Raw genomic sequence first — 15,649 nt, 5'->3', positions numbered from 1 at the left:
GAATAGAGGGTTGACCCTGGGTCAACAATGAGGGTCCGGACAAGGACCCGGAAAGCGGCCGATTAGGCGGTCTGCCCCGAGTCCTGAATGACCTTGAAAACAGCTCCCGTGGGGTCGGACAATGTGGCCAAACGCCCAAACGGTGTGTCCTCGGCGGGCTGCATGACCGTGGCACCGAGGGCCGAGGCCTGCTCCACGGCGGCATCCGTGTCCTCCACCGCGAAGTAAACGCTCCACATGGAGGGGACCTGTTCCGGCAGGAATCCGGAAGCGTCCATGATGCCTGCCTTGGCGTCGTCACCGGCGCCGAGGGTCGTATAACGGAACTCGGGAGTGTCGCTCATGACCTCCGTGTCCCAGCCGAAGACACGCTGGTAGAACGTGACCGCGGAATCGTAGTCCTTGGCCAGTAGTTCATGCCAAGCGGGAGCTCCTGCCTCCGCCGCGATCTCGTAGCCCTTCATTTCACCGAACTGCCAGGCGCCTATAGCGGCGCCTGCGGAATCCCCGTACATGGCCATGCTGCCTTGCTCAGGGACCTCCATGGGTTCCAGGAACACCTGGCCGCCATTGGCGGCAGCGGCCTCAGTGGTCGCCTTGATGTCATCCGTGCGGAGGTAAGTGGACCAAACGTCCGGCATGGCTCCCATGTCCGCCTGCTTCTCCATGATGCCCGCGACCATCCGGCCGTCCTTGGAAGCCGTGATGTAGCCGCCGTACTTCTCCTGGTCTCCGGTTTCATAGGTCCAGCCGAAAAGAGCCGTGTAGAAGGTCTTGGCCTTCTCCGTATCGGACGTCATGAGGTCAATCCAGCAGGGGGAACCGGGAGTGATATCAGGCTTGGGCATAGGTGAGGCTCCTGTTGTTATTCCGCAGCCAAAGCTGCGGCCGATGTCAGTGGGGTGGCGACAGTCAGAACACTATGCGGGGCCTCTGACACTTTCAATGATTTTCCGGGTGTCAGTTCTCAGTTCCGGGCGGCATCGCCGCAGACACACGTCAGCAAGACAGGCCCCAAGAGACAAAAATGCCCCGGGTCCTGGAACCCGGGGCATTTCATTCGCGGAAGGTAAGGGATTTGAACCCTTGGTACGGGGTTACCGCACACTGGTTTTCAAGACCAGCTCCTTAGGCCGCTCGGACAACCTTCCTCGCCTAGTAGTGTTTCATAGGGAGTTGGCTGTTCCAAAACATCACGTATTCCAGCCCCTGCCCCGGGGCTGGAAAACAAGCAAGAAACCGGGAGTTCTTCATGAAAGCCGTCTATATCTCAGAGCCAGGCGGACCCGAAGTCCTCGAAGTCCGTGAGGTCCCGTCACCGGTGCCGGGCGAGGGCGAGGTCCTGATTGACGTAGTGGCCGCGGGTTTGAACCGCGCCGACGTCCAGCAGCGGCGCGGCTTCTACCCGCCGCCACCGGGAGCATCGGAAGTTCCCGGTCTGGAAGTCTCCGGCCGCATTTCGGCTTTCGGCCCCGGCGTAACCAAAGCGTTCTCAGTCGGCGACAAAGTCGTGGCACTGTTGTCCGGCGGTGGCTACGCCCAGCAGGTCGCCGTTCCGGCGGAGCAAGTACTCCGTATCCCCGAAGGCGTGGACCTGGTTACAGCCGCTGCCCTGCCCGAAGTTGCCGCCACCGTGTACTCGAACCTGATGATGACCGCACAGTTGCAACCCGGCGAGACTGTACTCATCCATGGCGCCACCGGTGGCATCGGCACCATGGCTATTCAACTGGCCAAAGCCTATGGCGCGAAGGTGGCCACCACGGCCGGCACTGATGAGAAGGTCGGCACCGCCAAGGCCTTCCTCGGCGCAGATATCGCCATCAACTACACCGAAGAAGACTTCGCTGAAAGCCTCAAGGCGCACAACGGAGGCAAAGGCGCCGACGTGATCCTCGACGTCGTCGGTGCCAAATATCTGCAACAGAACGTCGAGGCGCTCGCCGAGTACGGACGACTCATCGTCATCGGCCTGCAAGGCGGAACAAAAGCGGAGCTCAACTTGGGTCTGCTCCTCAGCAAGAGGGCAGCCGTTATCGGAACAGCCCTCCGGCCGCGGCCGGTCGCCGAGAAGGGAATCATCATGTCCGCCGTGCGCGAGTTCGTGTGGCCCATGCTCACCGACGGCAGGATCAGGCCACTCGTTGCCAAGTCCTTCCCCTTGGAGAATGTTCGGGAAGCGCACGAGTACTTCGACTCCGGGGAGCATGTGGGCAAGGTCCTCCTGCTCCTCTGATCCGCCGGTTCAACTGTATTTATCCGCCCGACTGCAGCGAGGAGCCACATGTCCATCCGGCACAGCCTGCTGGCCCTGCTCCAGGACCGGCCGAGGTACGGCTATGAGCTGCGAGTCGAGTTCGAGGACCGTACCGGTGCCGCCTGGCCGTTGAACATCGGCCAGGTTTATACAACCCTGGACAGGCTTGAGCGCGACGGTTTAGTCAGCAAGGACGGCGACGATGGCGGCGGGCACGTCGTCTACAGCATCACTGACGCGGGGGCTGAGGAAGTTGGGGCCTGGTTCGCTGGTGCAGTGGACCGGGGCAATCCTCCAAGGAACGAAATTGCCATCAAGCTGGCGCTCGCAGTGACGCTTCCTGACGTGGATACTTCTGCAGTGATCCAGTCCCAACGCGAGGTCTCGGTCAAGGCTCTGCAAGAGCATACGCAGGCGAGAAAGGCGGTCTCCGCCAACCAAAGATCGTCGGATACTGCGTGGCTGCTGGTGCTCGATTCATTGATTTTCCAGGCAGAGGCCGAAGTTCGCTGGTTGGATCTCTGCGAGGCCCGCATGGTGCAAGGGCGCGGCAACGGCGGGGCCGGCATTGCTTAGTCAACCGTTGGTCGCACAGTAGCTACCGTTCACCGCAGCGAATCCATCCTGCGGTGAGTTTCACCATGCATCAGGGAACCTCTTTGCTAGCTTGCCCGTGACGCGCGTTCGTGCCACGGCAGCGCAGCAGTTCTCAAGGAGGAGATATGGGCAAGATTCCTGACAAAGCCGGACTCGCGGAAGGACTCGATCCCACGCTGCCCGCCCCGGCTGTGGACGACTCGGTGCGCGAAGCGGAGGAACGCAGGTGGACCCCCGCCAAGATCGGTCTTTGGGTTGCTATCTCCCTGCTGGGAGCAGTGGCGTGGTTCATGCTCGCCCTGGTGCGCGGTGAAACCGTCAATGCCATCTGGTTCGTTTTCGCCGCTGTCTGCACGTACCTGATCGGTTACCGCTTCTACTCCAAAGTGATTGAGCGTTTCCTGCTCAAACCGGACGATCGCCGCGCTACCCCTGCCGAGTACAAAGCCGATGGCAAGGATTACGTCCGTACTGACAGGAACGTGTTGTTCGGCCACCACTTCGCCGCCATTGCCGGTGCCGGACCGTTGGTGGGACCCGTCATCGCGGCCCAGATGGGCTACCTTCCCGGCACTATCTGGATCATCATCGGCGTCGTTCTTGCAGGCGCCGTACAGGACTACCTGGTCATGTTCTTCTCCATGCGCCGCGGTGGCCGTTCACTCGGCCAGATGGCGCGCGAGGAACTTGGCGTTATCGGTGGTACGGCAGCCCTCGTGGCCACGCTGCTCATCATGATCATCATCGTGGCCATCCTTGCCCTGGTGGTGGTCAACGCCCTCGGTGAGAGCCCGTGGGGCGTGTTCTCGGTGGGCATGACAATCCCCATCGCGTTGTTCATGGGTGTCTACCTGCGCTTCATCCGGCCGGGCAAGGTGATGGAGGTGTCCATCATCGGCTTCGTGCTCCTGATGGCGGCCATCATTGGAGGCGGCGCCGTCGCCGGCACCGAGTGGGGTGCGGCCTTCTTCCACCTGGACAAGGTCACCATTGCCTGGGGCATCATCGTTTACGGGTTCATCGCCGCAATCCTGCCGGTCTGGCTGCTGCTGGCGCCGCGTGACTACCTCTCCACCTTCATGAAGATCGGCGTGATCGTGATGCTCGCGCTCGCCATCATCGTGGTGCGTCCGGAAATCACCGTCCCGGCGTTCAGTGAGTTCGCCAGCCGGGAGAACGGCCCGGTGTTCTCCGGCGCCCTCTTCCCGTTCCTGTTCGTCACCATCGCTTGTGGCGCCCTGTCCGGGTTCCACGCACTCATCTCGTCGGGAACCACCCCCAAGCTGATTGAGAAGGAACGGCAGACCCGTTTCATCGGTTACGGCGGAATGCTGATGGAATCCTTCGTGGCCATCATGGCCCTGGTGGCTGCGATCTCCATCGACCGTGGCATCTACTTCGCCATGAATGCGCCTCTGGCCCTCACTGGCGGCACCGTGGAATCCGCAGCCCAGTGGGTGAACAGCCTTGGCCTGGCCAATGTGAACATCACCCCGGACGTGCTGGCTCAAACCGCGAAGGACGTCGGCGAGGAAAGCATTATTTCCCGTTCAGGTGGCGCTCCCACGCTGGCAGTCGGTTTGGCCCACATCATGCAGCAGTTCATCGGCGGCCCGGGAATGATGGCTTTCTGGTACCACTTCGCCATCATGTTCGAGGCCCTGTTCATCCTTACCGCAGTGGACGCAGGCACGCGTGTTGCCCGCTTCATGCTGCAGGACTCCATCGGCAACTTTGTCCCCAAGTTCAAGGAAGCCTCATGGCGGCCCGGAGCGTGGCTGTGCACCGCAATTATGGTGGGTGCCTGGGGTGCTGTGCTGCTGATGGGTGTCACCGATCCGCTGGGTGGAATCAACACGCTCTTCCCGCTGTTCGGCATTGCCAACCAGTTGCTGGCAGCCATTGCACTGGCTGTTTGCCTTGCCATCACGGCTAAACGGGGAGTGTTCAAATGGCTGTGGATCGTGGCAGTTCCGCTGACTTTCGCGGCGGTTGTGACCATCACGGCCAGTTTCCACAAGATCTTCTCGCCAGTCCCGGCAGTGGGATACTTCGCCAACAATCAGGCGTTCTCCAAGGCACTGGCTGACGGCAAGACGGAGTTCGGCACGGCCAAGACCGTTGCAGCCATGGAAGCAGTGGTCCGCAACACCATGATCCAGGGCGTGCTTTCGGTGATCTTCGTGACCTTGAGCATCATCGTGATCGTCGCCGCCCTACTGGCAACCATCAAGGCAATCCGCGCCGGCGGCGGTCAGGACCACGAAGACCCGCCTGTACCTTCCAAGGTGTACGCACCGGCGGGGCTCTTCCCGACGGCTGCCGAGAAGACGTTGCTCGCAGAATGGAACGCCCTGCCTGCGGCGAAACGAACACAGAAGACCGGCCACCACTAATGAAGGCCAGCACTGATGAATACCGTCGTTAAGGGCCTTCGGGGCTTCGCCACCTACATGGGCTCGCTCATGGGTGCGGACGCGTACCGGAAGTACCTGGAGCATTTTGAAGCTACCGGCCATTCCGGTCCCGCCATGACTGAACGCGAGTTCTGGCGGGACCGGATGGACCGCCAGGACAGCAACCCCCAGGGAAGGTGCTGCTGAGGCGGCATGCACGGCGAAGTTTCGCTACGAACGAAGTCCAAAACCAGGGCATGGACAGGGGTTCGCGTGGAGCACGTGAGAGTATGAACGAATGAGCGATCTGAACAACATTCAGCCCACGGATGAGGCTTCGGACGACACCCCCGTGGAGGGAACAACGCTGGAAGAGGGCCTCGAGACGCCCAACGGACAGCAACCCCAGCCGGAAGAGGTGGCGAAGGGCGCCAAACCCAAGGGAGGTAACCTTCACGAACTCGTTGATGAGCCGGCCAAGGTGATGCGGATCGGCACCATGATCCGCCAGCTCCTGGAAGAAGTTAAGGCCGCGCCATTGGACGACGCCGCTCGCGGTCGCCTTGCTGAGATTCACGAGCGGTCCATCAAGGAACTTGAAGATGGGCTGGCTCCTGAACTCATCGAGGAGTTGGAACGGATCAGTCTGCCCCTCCCGGACGAAAAAGCCCCTTCTGATGCGGAGCTTCGCATCGCGCAGGCACAACTCGTTGGCTGGCTTGAAGGCTTGTTCCATGGCATCCAGGCGGCGATCGCCGCACAGCAAGCTGCCAAAGAGCACGCTGCCGCTCAGATGCAACTCCGTCAGCTCCCGCCGGGAACTGTGATTGCGCCGGGCATCGTCATCGGCGAAAACGGCCAACCGCAGCGGGCGGCTGCACCCGGTGCACCCGGCGCTGCCACCCAGGGCCGCAGGGAAGACCCCGACCACGGTCCGGGTCAGTACCTCTGAGTTCGCAGGTGGGTTTCTTTGGGGCCGTCCGGCAAGGGCGGAAAGATGATCTGGAGCTTGGCAAGGGGCTGTGGCGCCGTGCCCATGACCGTTTTCATCGGGGATTGGATCGGTACCACCAGGTCCTTGAGGGCGTGGATGACGAGCAGCTCTACAACGAGCTCGTGCAAATAGCCAACGAACTCGCCGAGTTGTCGCCTCGGGTCAGGACCATCTGCGTCGAAGCCCAGAAAAGGTCTCCCAGCGACGGCTTGGACGTCCCGGGAGGACTTGCCGGCGTTCACAGGGCCCTATCCAAAGCAGGAAATTCCCTGGCCACTACGGCTGAGGCCGCAGCTATGTTGAGGTTGGCCGTGGGACCCGTTCCAGTGGGCGCGTTGTCCGTTCGACGCCGGGCGGAATCAGTTTTCGAGCAGGTTGCTGACGCGGAGCGTCAACTGGGAGCCTGAACCCCAGCTGCGCTAAATGAGGCGCGTTAGCAACTACCCGCGCGCGCCCTTATTCCCTGCATGCAAGAAGTTAAGCGCATAGCTGATCTGCGTAATATTCGGCGCTTTTGGCGACTGCTTGCTGGCAGGATGGCAAACATGACTTCGTCACCAACACTTACTTTCAACGACGGCAACACCATCCCCCAGCTCGGCTACGGGGTGTGGCAAGTTGAAGACGATGTAGCCGAAAAGGTGGTGCGCCAGGCTTTCGAAGCCGGGTTCCGCCACATCGATACCGCCAAGATCTACGGCAACGAGGCAGGCGTCGGCCGTGCCATTGCTTCCTCCGGCCTTTCCACCGAGGAAATCTTCATCACCACCAAACTCTGGAACGCCGACCAGGGCTACGAATCCACCCTCGCTGCCTTCGAGGAGTCCATGGATCGCCTCGGCCTCGAGACGCTGGACCTGTACTTGATCCACTGGCAGCAGCCCAAGCAGGAAAAGTACGTGGACACTTGGAAAGCCCTCATCGAGCTCAAGAAGCGTGGCCGGGTCAAGTCCATCGGCGTCTCCAACTTCACCAAAGAAGGCCTGCAGCACATCATCGATGAGACCGGTGTTGTACCGGCCATCAACCAGGTAGAGCTGCACCCGTTCTTCAATCAGGCCGACCTTCGCGAATTCAACGCTTCCAAGGGCATCCTGACTCAGGCATGGTCCCCGCTGGGCCAGGGTGGCGAGCTGCTCGAAAGCGCCACCGTGGCTGAGATCGCCGCCAAGCATGATGCCACTCCGGCGCAGGTCATCATCGCCTGGCACTTGGCCATCGGCAACGTGGTAATCCCCAAGTCCGTCACCGAGTCCCGCATCCAGGAGAACTTCGCAGCGCTCAACGTGACACTGGACGCCACCGACGTCGAGGCCATCAACGGCCTGGACCGCGGCGCTGAAGGCCGCATCGGTCCGGACCCGGCAGTCTCCGACTTCGCCTAACCCCCGAGTTTTACCGCGGTGCCCCGTCCCCCTTGGGGGCGGGGCACCTGCCGTTAACGCTCGACGACGCCACTCGCGTCCGTGACCCAGCGCACCGGAGTCCGGAGTGAAATCGATCGACCCAGACGGACAGAGTTGGACTGGTGGTGTTTGACCCCTGGAGCGACAGGTCAACTGACTCCCTATTCCTGCGCTCCGGAGCCAAATAATCGCAGCCGCTTTAGGATGGGCCATGGGGAAATCGAAGGGCTTTTTGAGGGGGCTGCTTCAGGACTGCCAGCATCACTTTCCTGTGGGGTTCCCGCAGAGGGTGCTGCACCTGACCTGATCGTGAGGACCTGATGTGGGGGAGCAGTTGTGAAAATTGTGCTGTACGTGATCTGGGCGCTGTTTGTCGTCGCGGTCGTATGGTCGCTCTGGCGCACCGTCAAAGACATAAAGCGTCGGGAGGCATTGATGGCTGGGTGGCCAAAAGTCCTCGCGACGGTGACGGGCAGCCGGTCCGGCTGGACCAGCGGCGTGGGCAACTCCTCCCGCACCCGCCGTTGCTGGCCGCAATACCAGTTCAGCGATGGCCGAGGTGATGTGTACAGGGGAGAATCGGACGTCTCAACGGCAGTCGAAACTGAACCAGGGTCTCCGCTGGCTGTGGCTTACAACCCGGCAGATCCCGGTGAGTCCTACCAAGTGGCCGCGCAGTCCAAAATGGTTGTTGGTTGTTTGATTCCCGCATTTGCCGCATTTGCCGCGGGCTCACTGTGGTTCATCGGGATCTTTCCTGTGGGCTGACAGCAGGCACCACGACGCGCGCCGTGGGTGGCGCTGCAGGTTTCAACAACACGCGCCCCGCCCACACTGCAGCAAGGCCCAGGAATGCAGGAACCACCAAAGCCCAGCCGCTGAACAGGAGCACCGCGACCATCACAGCGGCGGCGACGATCACTCCATACCAGGCGGCAGTATTACGGCGCAGGAGAACAACTCCCGCAGCCAGGCCGAAAGCCGTCACGGCCGTGAAGCAAGAGGACGCTGCGCCGATCTGGAATTCCATGCTGAGTATTCCTGCAGCGGCCAGCGCGAAGGAAATCGACGCCATGACACCGAGTGCAGCAAGGCTCGCAGAAGGCACTTCACCTGGTCCCGCGCCACGAGCTAGAACCCGCGGCAGCACGCCGTCGGACGCCAAGCGCGCACCCAATTTACTGGCGCCGGCAAGGAAGGTGTTGAGTGGACCGAACGTCAGCACCGCTGCCGCCATGGCTGTCACCGGGGCAGCCGCCGAACCCAGTCCCTTCCCGAGGAGTTCGGCCACGGGGACACTGCTACCGGCGAGACCAGGACCAAGGACGGCAACGCATGCAGCCACGAGGCTGATGTACACAACACCCACGACGACGAGCGTCAGCCAAGTGGCCCTTTTCAGATCGCGCTCAGGGTTGCGGAACTCCCCGGCCAAGTGGGTCACGGCCTCCCATCCGGCGAAGCAGAAGAACAACAAGCTCGCAGCCCCGCCCACAGCCCAGTATCCGTTCGGGGCGAACGGCACGAAATTCTCTACTCTGGCGTACGGTGCCGAAACCGCGACGGCGAACGCCAGTAGCGCAACAAGCAGGGCCATCAGGAGGAGTTGCAGTTTGCTGGAGACCCGAATCCCCACGGCGTTGCTCACGAAACCTGCCGCAAGGATGAGCCCTGCCGCTAAGAGGGCCGTTTCGTGTCCACCGCCCACCGCATGGGCAATGTATTCGCCGCCGATCACAGCGGTTGCGGGTGCCCCGAACGGGATGGCGAAATAGAAGAGGTACCCGGCCACCACTGACGCTCGTTGACCAAAGGCACGGGTCACGAACGTGGCAATCCCACCCGCATCGGGTTGCTGCCTGGACATTTCAGCGAAGCTGAACGCAACAGGGGTGCAGAACAGCAACAGCAGCCCCCACGCTAGAAGCGATGCCGGGCCCGCCACCTGGGCTGCGACAGCCGGGAGGACCAGCACCCCCGATCCCAAGATCGCCCCAACATAAATGCCTGTTGCCCGGAAGACTCCGAAGCCCGAATTATTGCCAGCTTTCATCACTGTTCCACTGAACAGGGTTCGGGGCAGGGGCAACAAGGAGGGAAACTGCCGCAGGGTGACAAGATCCTGCCGAATTTGTCAGGGTGCCCGGGAGAAACGCGAAAACCCCCGGAAATCAATGATTTCCGGGGGTTTTCTACCGAGCTTCCTATCAGAATCGAACTGATGACCTTTTCATTACGAGTGAAACGCTCTACCGACTGAGCTAAGGAAGCACCGCGTTCATCACCGGTTTCCCGGGCGATCACGCAAGACATAACTGTAATAGAGGCACCGCACCCGGGTCAAAACGAGGGCAGTGGCGGCCGTTGCGGGGATGTTCACCCGCGCGTCGGACCGGGTTCAGGCCGTGGTTTCCCGGCAGCCGGAAGCTGGGGGATCAACTGTGGTGAGATCCATCCGCCATGCATACAAGCGAAGTCGCGTAACAAGCTGAAGGAGCCGCTCCATGACCGGGGACGCATTGAACGGGGACGAAATTAGCAGGGACGACAGCCATGCACCAAACCGGCTGAGGCTAGCCGTCGTGGACATGGTGGGCACCACCATCACCGATGATGGCCGCACAGAGCGGGCCATGTCCAAGGCACTTGTGGAGCACGGCATCGAACCGGGTAGCACCCGTTTCGAGAGCATGCTCGGCTATGCCCGGGACACCATGGGCTTCTCGAAATTGACTGTCTTTAGCCACCTCTTCGAGGACCTCGCTGTGGCCGAAAGCGCAAACAAAATCTTCGAAAAAACCTATGACGAGCTTATTGAGGACGGCGGTGTACGCGCCATTGCCGGGGCGGAAGACGCAATTCTGTGGATGCGTGAGTCCGGCATGCAGATTTGCCTGGCCACCGGATTCGGCCGCCACACGCAAAACATGGTGCTGGAATCGCTCGGGTGGATGGGCCTGGCGGACCTTAGCCTCTGCCCTGCCGATGCCGGGCGTGGTCGTCCGTACCCGGACATGATCCTGACAGCCGTGCTGGCACTGGACCTCGATGACGTGCGGGAGGTGGCAGTGGTGGGCGACACCAGCTCGGACATGCTTTCTGGCGTTCGTTCCGGAGCGTCCCTCGTGGCGGGCGTCCTGACCGGCTCGCACTCGGAGGCGACGCTACGCGCGGCCGGAGCCACCGTCGTCGTGGACTCCATCAAGCAGCTCCCGCTCCTGGTGGAGAAGCGGGACGCCAGGATCCTCTAGCATGTGAGACCGTCCTGCGGCAGCTTTCCGTCTACGAAGTAGTCGTCGACGGCGGTGCTGACGCACGAGTTCGCGCGGCCGTAGGCGGTGTGCCCCTCACCTTCCCACGTGACGAGGGAAGCATTCTCAAGCTGCTTGCGCAGCGACTGGGACCACTCGAGCGGGGTGGCAGGATCACCAGTGGTGCCCACCACCACAATGGGCGCAGATCCGTTGTATTCCACCGGTGCCGGGGTGCGGGTGCTGGAGTAGGGCCAGTCCTTGCAGGTGACACCGCCGTAGGCGAAGAACGCACCGAATGTGGGGGAGTCCTGCAAAAGGCGGACTTCCTCCGCCCGCATGCCGGCAGTGTCCGTAACCATCGGATAGTCCAGGCAGTTGATGGCCTGGAACGCGAAAGCGGAGTTGGAGCTGTATGTGCCGTTGGGGTCGCGGTCTGCACCCAAGTCCGCAAGCCGCATCATCTGGGAGACGTCACCGGAGAAGGCGCTCTCCAGGGCCTGAGTCAGGGCCGGCCAGCTTTGATCGTTGTAGAGGGGCAAAATGAGGCCGTTGACGAAGTCGTTGGCCGTTACCAAACGCCCGTCCTTGGCGGTTTGGGGATTCTGGTCAACGGCGTTGATGAGATCACGGATTTCCTGAACACCGTTATCTACGGATCCGCTCAAAGGACACTGTTGTTGTCCCTGGCAGCTGGCCACATAAGTGCGGAGGGCCCTTTCGAAGGCGCGTGCCTGGCCGGCTGTCAGTTCCTCGTTGCTGTTGGCTGGATCCACGGCGCCGTCAAGGACCACGCGGCCCACGTTGTCCGGGAAGAGCGAAGCGTAGGTGGATCCGAGGAAAGTGCCGTAGGAGAAGCCCAAGTAGTTGAGTTTGGCATCGTTCGCCACGGCGCGCAGGATGTCCAGGTCCTTGGCGGCGCTCACGGTATCGATATGGCCCAAGACATCACCGGTCTGCTGGGCGCATTGCTCAGCGAAGGCTTTGTTAAAGGCAAGTGCGGCAGCCAGTCCTTCGTCGGTGTTCTTGCGGAACACTTTTTCGCGCGCGGCGTCACGTTCGGCGTCGGTCATGCAGGTCACAGGAGCGGAGCGGCCCACGCCCCGGGGATCAAAACCGACCACATCGTAGTTTGCCCGCAGCTTCTCGGTGAAGTGGGTGTTGCCGGCATCCTTGATGAAATCGACGCCGGAACCACCAGGTCCGCCGGGGTTGACCAGGATGGACCCTTGCTTGTTCCCGGTGCTGGGCAACTTGATGACGGAAAGCGTGATGTCCCCGGAAGTCGGATTAGCGTAGTCCTTAGGCACCTGGACCTTGCCGCAGTGGTAGCCATCCTCGCACGAGTTCCACTCCACCGATTGCGAGTAGAACTTTTCCAAGCCTTCAGGAGCTGAGGCAGCGATGGACGGATCAACCGTGCTGGTGGAGGGCTTGGCCGTTGGGGTTGGCAGGAACGGAAGGGTGCAGGCGCTGAGTACCAGCATGGAAGCAAGGGCAACGCATAGCGCCGCAAACCCGCGGCGGGGCCCACGCCCCGCAACACCCCGGCTTGCCGAACCACCACCCGCATCAAGCTGGGCAGACCGGTCCCTTGAAGGGGTACCGGCGGACCGGCGGGGTGCGGACTTCATGCATTCTCCTATTGCTGGATGAGGCTCGTGGCCATGGACTCGACCGCCAATAGCGGCGCCACGTTGGTGGTGGTGATTCGGACACGGGCCTTGTTGATGGCGTCCATCCGGGCCAGGGTGGTTTCCGGCGTTGAATGGCCCGCGAATTCTTCCAGTTCGCTCTTGAGTTCAACGTTGACCAGTTCCACTGCGTTCCCCAGTTGGATGATCAGGACGTCCCGGTAAAAGGACAGCAGATCCGTCAGCGTGCGGTCCAACGAGTCAGTGATGGAGCGCTTGGCACGCCGTTTCTGGTCGTCCTCAAGTTGCTTGACCTGGCTACGCATGGACGGTGGGAGGGTGCCGGATTCGGGAGCGCCCAGGCTCGCCAGGAGTGCGATCTTCTCTGCGGCGTCGCGTTCGTCGTTGGAGCTGTTGGCTTCTTCGGTGGCGATCTTGACCAACTTTTCGGCCATCATCACGGCAGCGGTGACGCCTCGCAGGCCAAGCGGGATACGAACGGTATCCATCCGACGTTGCCGCGCATCGGCGTCGCGGGCCAAGCGCCTGGCAATCCCTATATGGCTTTGCGCGGCCCGCGCCGCACGGTCCGCGAGTTGGCGTTCGACGCCGTCGCGCCTCACCAAAAGGTCAGCGACGTCGGAAGCTGGCGGCAGTCGCAGGCTCACGGGACGGCATCGCGAACGGATGGTGACCAGGACGTCGGCGGGGGAGGGCGCACACAGCATCCAGATAGTCCTGGGGGTGGGTTCCTCGATGGCTTTCAGCAGAACGTTGGTGGTGCGCTCGGCCATGCGGTCAGCGTCCTCCACCACGATGATCCGCCACCGTCCCGTGGCTGGCCGGTCGCCTGCTTTGGACACGAGTTCGCGGGCTTCGTCGATGGTGATGGTGACCTTTTCGGTGCGCACGAACGTCACATCCGAGTGCGTCTCACCGAGGATCGTGTGGCATGCCGCGCAGTCGCCGCAGCCACGCATGGTGACGTCGTCCTGCTCGCAGTTCAACGCGGCGGCGAAGGCCTTGGCAGCGTTCGAACGGCCGGATCCCGGCGGGCCGGTGAACAGCCATGCATGGGTAAGTCCGGTCTCACCTTGCGCAGCCTGCTTGAGTTGGGCAACGACGGGTGCTTGCCCTTGGAGGTCGTCCCAGACGCTCACGGGCGGTCGCCAGAAACGGTTTCGCTTTCCAACGACGCGGAATCGGCAGGCACGCCGTTGTCAACGAGCAGCGACTCCACCCGCTCCAAAATCCGGGCGGCCAACGTTTCAATGTCGGCCTTGGCGGGCAGGACCAGGTAGCTGGTCGGTGAAGCTGCTGCAAGGTCCAAGAAAGCGTGCCGGATGGCGGAATGGAACTCGTCAGGCTCAGACTCCAGCCTGTCCTCGGTGGCGTCCCCTGCGGTGCGGCGTTGGCGGCCATCGGAGGGGTCGACGTCGAGCAGTACCGTCAGGTCCGGATGCAGGCCTTCGGTGGCCCATTCGTTGAGTGACAAAACACCCTCGGCGCCGAGGCCGCGGCCGGCACCCTGATAGGCAACGGATGAATCAATGTAGCGGTCCGTAATGACAACGGTTCCGTCGGCCAGTGCGGGACGAATCACCTGGCTGGCATGGGCTGCGCGGGCGGCCGCGAACATGAGGGCTTCGGTGCGGGGATCGATGGTGCCGTGCCCGTGGTCCAGGACAAGTGAACGCAGTTTCTCTCCGATGGGGGTGCCGCCTGGCTCGCGGGTGCGCAGCACGGAAAGCCCCCGTGACTCGAGGGCGTCCGAGAGCCGGGCTGCCTGCGTGGACTTGCCCGCTCCGTCTCCGCCTTCAAAGGCGATGAAAAGGCCTGGGCTCTTAATACTCACTCGACTAGCCTACCGATCACCGGCATACGAGACGCCTTTTATCCACAGCATTGCCCACGACTACGCTGAAACCATGAGCCTTTCCGATCAGCACGCCGCCGATTTGTCTCCGGAAACCGTCGTAGTTGCAGCCGGCCGCCCTGACCGCGCCCATGACGAGCCGGTGAATCCCCCCATCGTCCTGTCCTCCACATACTTCGGAACAGGCTCATTAGGCGACGGAGACCGCGGTTACGGGCGCTACGCGAACCCTACCTGGGATCCCTTCGAGGACGCGCTGGCCAAACTTGAAGGCGCCACCCTCCCGGGCCTGCTCTATGCCTCCGGCCTGGCAGCGGTCAGCTCAGCGTTGTCCCTTGTTCCTGCCGGCGGTGTGGTGGTAATGCCCTCGCACAGTTACGCAGGTTCCCTGGTCATGGCCACAGAATTGGCGGAGAAGGGTTTCCTTGAACTTCGCACCGTGGACATCACGGATACGGAGGCGGTGAAGGCGCTCATCAGCCCTGAAAACGGCAAGAACGCGGACCTGCTCTGGCTGGAAAGCCCCACCAACCCGATGCTCGGCATCGCCGACGTCCGCGCGCTCACTGAGGCCGCACACGCAGTTGGCGCAATCGTGGTCACGGACAATACCTTCTCCACGCCTTTGGTGCAGCAGCCCCTCAGCCTGGGTTCCGACGTCGTGCTTCACTCGGTGACCAAGTACCTGGCCGGGCATTCGGACGTTGTCCTTGGCGCGTTGGTGACGTCCAACCCGGAACTACGCGCAACCCTGCTCCATCACCGGATCATTCACGGCGGCATAGCCGGACCCTTTGAGGCCTGGCTGGCACTGCGCGGCCTCCGTACTTTGGCGCTGCGGATCGAGCGTTCCCAAGCCTCCGCATCAACCCTCGCTGAACGCCTCAGCAGCCACCCCCGCGTGGAAGCCATCCGATTCCCCGGCCTCCCCACGGATCCGGGACACGAGCGCGCCAAAGAGCAGATGAAGGGTTTCGGTTCCATTCTCTGTATCCAAATCGCCGGCGACGAACAACGCAGCGGTGCCGAAGCCGCAGACGAATTGGTTCGAGCATTACAGCTCTGGCTTCCGGCGACGTCCCTGGGTGGGGTCGAGTCGCTGATTGAACGCCGACGCCGGCACACGGCCGAGCCGCTCAGCGTTCCGGAGAATCTGGTCCGGTTGAGTGTCGGGATCGAGAACGTGGAGGACCTCTGGTCCGACCTTGAGCAAGCGCTGAAGTCGCTGGACGGTTAGG

Annotated in this window: 15 protein-coding genes and 2 tRNA genes; 10 read left to right on the top strand and 7 right to left on the bottom strand. The window is 62.1% G+C overall.

The window, feature by feature from the left end; translation table 11 throughout:
* Positions 1–62: 62 nt before the first annotated feature.
* Complete coding sequence (locus tag ACZ881_RS04075) at positions 63–848, bottom strand: VOC family protein (protein WP_476112725.1); 786 nt, start codon at positions 846–848, stop codon at positions 63–65.
* Positions 849–1,063: 215 nt separating this feature from the next.
* A tRNA-Ser gene (locus ACZ881_RS04070) sits at positions 1,064–1,151 on the bottom strand.
* A gap of 101 nt (positions 1,152–1,252) precedes the next feature.
* Here ACZ881_RS04070 and ACZ881_RS04065 point away from each other — a divergent pair.
* From ACZ881_RS04065 to ACZ881_RS04030, 8 genes are all read left to right on the top strand, one after another.
* Positions 1,253–2,236 carry an NAD(P)H-quinone oxidoreductase gene (locus ACZ881_RS04065; RefSeq protein WP_054808554.1) on the top strand — a complete coding sequence of 328 codons (984 nt, stop codon included), beginning with the start codon at positions 1,253–1,255 and terminating at the stop codon, positions 2,234–2,236.
* 48 nt (positions 2,237–2,284) lie between these two features.
* On the top strand, positions 2,285–2,833 hold the full coding sequence (locus tag ACZ881_RS04060) for a PadR family transcriptional regulator (protein ID WP_476112723.1): 549 nt from the start codon (positions 2,285–2,287) through the stop codon (positions 2,831–2,833).
* A gap of 146 nt (positions 2,834–2,979) precedes the next feature.
* Complete coding sequence (locus ACZ881_RS04055; RefSeq protein ID WP_476112721.1) at positions 2,980–5,250, top strand: carbon starvation CstA family protein; 2,271 nt, start codon at positions 2,980–2,982, stop codon at positions 5,248–5,250.
* 15 nt (positions 5,251–5,265) lie between these two features.
* Positions 5,266–5,457: a YbdD/YjiX family protein gene (locus ACZ881_RS04050; RefSeq protein ID WP_091465449.1), complete on the top strand. Its 192-nt coding sequence runs from the start codon at positions 5,266–5,268 to the stop codon at positions 5,455–5,457.
* A 91-nt stretch (positions 5,458–5,548) separates the two neighbouring features.
* Entirely contained in the window at positions 5,549–6,202 is a 654-nt protein-coding gene (locus tag ACZ881_RS04045) for a bacterial proteasome activator family protein (protein ID WP_476112719.1), read from the top strand.
* 8 nt (positions 6,203–6,210) lie between these two features.
* Positions 6,211–6,651, top strand: coding sequence for a hypothetical protein (locus ACZ881_RS04040; RefSeq protein ID WP_091465453.1), 441 nt, complete (start codon positions 6,211–6,213; stop codon positions 6,649–6,651).
* 138 nt (positions 6,652–6,789) lie between these two features.
* Positions 6,790–7,629, top strand: a complete 840-nt coding sequence (locus ACZ881_RS04035) for an aldo/keto reductase (protein WP_178993401.1) — start codon at positions 6,790–6,792, stop codon at positions 7,627–7,629.
* Between the two features lie 357 nt (positions 7,630–7,986).
* Positions 7,987–8,418, top strand: a complete 432-nt coding sequence (locus ACZ881_RS04030) for a DUF3592 domain-containing protein (protein WP_476112717.1) — start codon at positions 7,987–7,989, stop codon at positions 8,416–8,418.
* On the opposite strand, the gene ACZ881_RS04025 is transcribed toward ACZ881_RS04030, so the two are convergent.
* The gene (locus tag ACZ881_RS04025; RefSeq protein ID WP_476112715.1) at positions 8,393–9,703 is read right to left on the bottom strand and encodes an APC family permease; all 1,311 of its coding nucleotides are present in this window, start codon (positions 9,701–9,703) and stop codon (positions 8,393–8,395) included. The genes ACZ881_RS04030 and ACZ881_RS04025 overlap by 26 nt on opposite strands.
* Before the next feature lie 145 nt (positions 9,704–9,848).
* Positions 9,849–9,921, bottom strand: a tRNA-Thr gene (locus tag ACZ881_RS04020).
* A gap of 233 nt (positions 9,922–10,154) precedes the next feature.
* Between ACZ881_RS04020 and ACZ881_RS04015 the strand changes: the two genes are divergently transcribed.
* Positions 10,155–10,901 (top strand): HAD family hydrolase, encoded by a 747-nt coding sequence (locus ACZ881_RS04015; protein WP_476112713.1) that lies wholly within the window; start codon positions 10,155–10,157, stop codon positions 10,899–10,901.
* On the opposite strand, the gene ACZ881_RS04010 is transcribed toward ACZ881_RS04015, so the two are convergent.
* Genes ACZ881_RS04010 through tmk form a run of 3 tightly spaced genes read right to left on the bottom strand, consistent with a single transcriptional unit; the run spans position 10,898 to position 14,390 of the window.
* Entirely contained in the window at positions 10,898–12,535 is a 1,638-nt protein-coding gene (locus tag ACZ881_RS04010; protein ID WP_476112711.1) for an alpha/beta hydrolase, read from the bottom strand. The genes ACZ881_RS04015 and ACZ881_RS04010 overlap by 4 nt on opposite strands.
* Before the next feature lie 8 nt (positions 12,536–12,543).
* The gene (locus ACZ881_RS04005) at positions 12,544–13,695 is read right to left on the bottom strand and encodes a DNA polymerase III subunit delta' (protein ID WP_429331302.1); all 1,152 of its coding nucleotides are present in this window, start codon (positions 13,693–13,695) and stop codon (positions 12,544–12,546) included.
* A complete protein-coding gene (gene tmk, locus ACZ881_RS04000; RefSeq protein WP_476112709.1) occupies positions 13,692–14,390 on the bottom strand; it encodes a dTMP kinase in 699 nt (232 codons plus the stop codon). Before tmk ends, ACZ881_RS04005 begins: the two co-directional genes overlap by 4 nt.
* Positions 14,391–14,463: 73 nt before the next feature.
* On the opposite strand from tmk, the gene ACZ881_RS03995 reads away from it, so the two are divergent.
* The gene (locus ACZ881_RS03995) at positions 14,464–15,648 is read left to right on the top strand and encodes a trans-sulfuration enzyme family protein (protein WP_476112707.1); all 1,185 of its coding nucleotides are present in this window, start codon (positions 14,464–14,466) and stop codon (positions 15,646–15,648) included.
* The last annotated feature ends 1 nt before the right edge of the window (position 15,649 follow it).

The sequence above is a fragment of the Paenarthrobacter sp. TE3676 genome (genome assembly GCF_056279165.1).
Note: the sequence above shows the minus strand (reverse complement) of the source record. Positions and strands in the feature narration are given on the sequence as shown.

Excerpts from the sequence above, each read along its gene's own strand:
- ACZ881_RS04045 (WP_476112719.1), top strand. The coding sequence starts at position 5,549 with ATGAGCGATCTGAACAACATTCAGCCCACGGATGAGGCTTCGGACGAC.
- ACZ881_RS04015 (WP_476112713.1), top strand. The coding sequence starts at position 10,155 with ATGACCGGGGACGCATTGAACGGGGACGAAATTAGCAGGGACGACAGC.
- ACZ881_RS04050 (WP_091465449.1), top strand. The coding sequence starts at position 5,266 with ATGAATACCGTCGTTAAGGGCCTTCGGGGCTTCGCCACCTACATGGGC.
- ACZ881_RS03995 (WP_476112707.1), top strand. The coding sequence starts at position 14,464 with ATGAGCCTTTCCGATCAGCACGCCGCCGATTTGTCTCCGGAAACCGTC.
- ACZ881_RS04065 (WP_054808554.1), top strand. The coding sequence starts at position 1,253 with ATGAAAGCCGTCTATATCTCAGAGCCAGGCGGACCCGAAGTCCTCGAA.
- ACZ881_RS04055 (WP_476112721.1), top strand. The coding sequence starts at position 2,980 with ATGGGCAAGATTCCTGACAAAGCCGGACTCGCGGAAGGACTCGATCCC.
- ACZ881_RS04075 (WP_476112725.1), bottom strand. The coding sequence starts at position 848 with ATGCCCAAGCCTGATATCACTCCCGGTTCCCCCTGCTGGATTGACCTC.
- ACZ881_RS04035 (WP_178993401.1), top strand. The coding sequence starts at position 6,790 with ATGACTTCGTCACCAACACTTACTTTCAACGACGGCAACACCATCCCC.
- ACZ881_RS04025 (WP_476112715.1), bottom strand. The coding sequence starts at position 9,703 with ATGAAAGCTGGCAATAATTCGGGCTTCGGAGTCTTCCGGGCAACAGGC.
- ACZ881_RS04060 (WP_476112723.1), top strand. The coding sequence starts at position 2,285 with ATGTCCATCCGGCACAGCCTGCTGGCCCTGCTCCAGGACCGGCCGAGG.
- ACZ881_RS04010 (WP_476112711.1), bottom strand. The coding sequence starts at position 12,535 with ATGAAGTCCGCACCCCGCCGGTCCGCCGGTACCCCTTCAAGGGACCGG.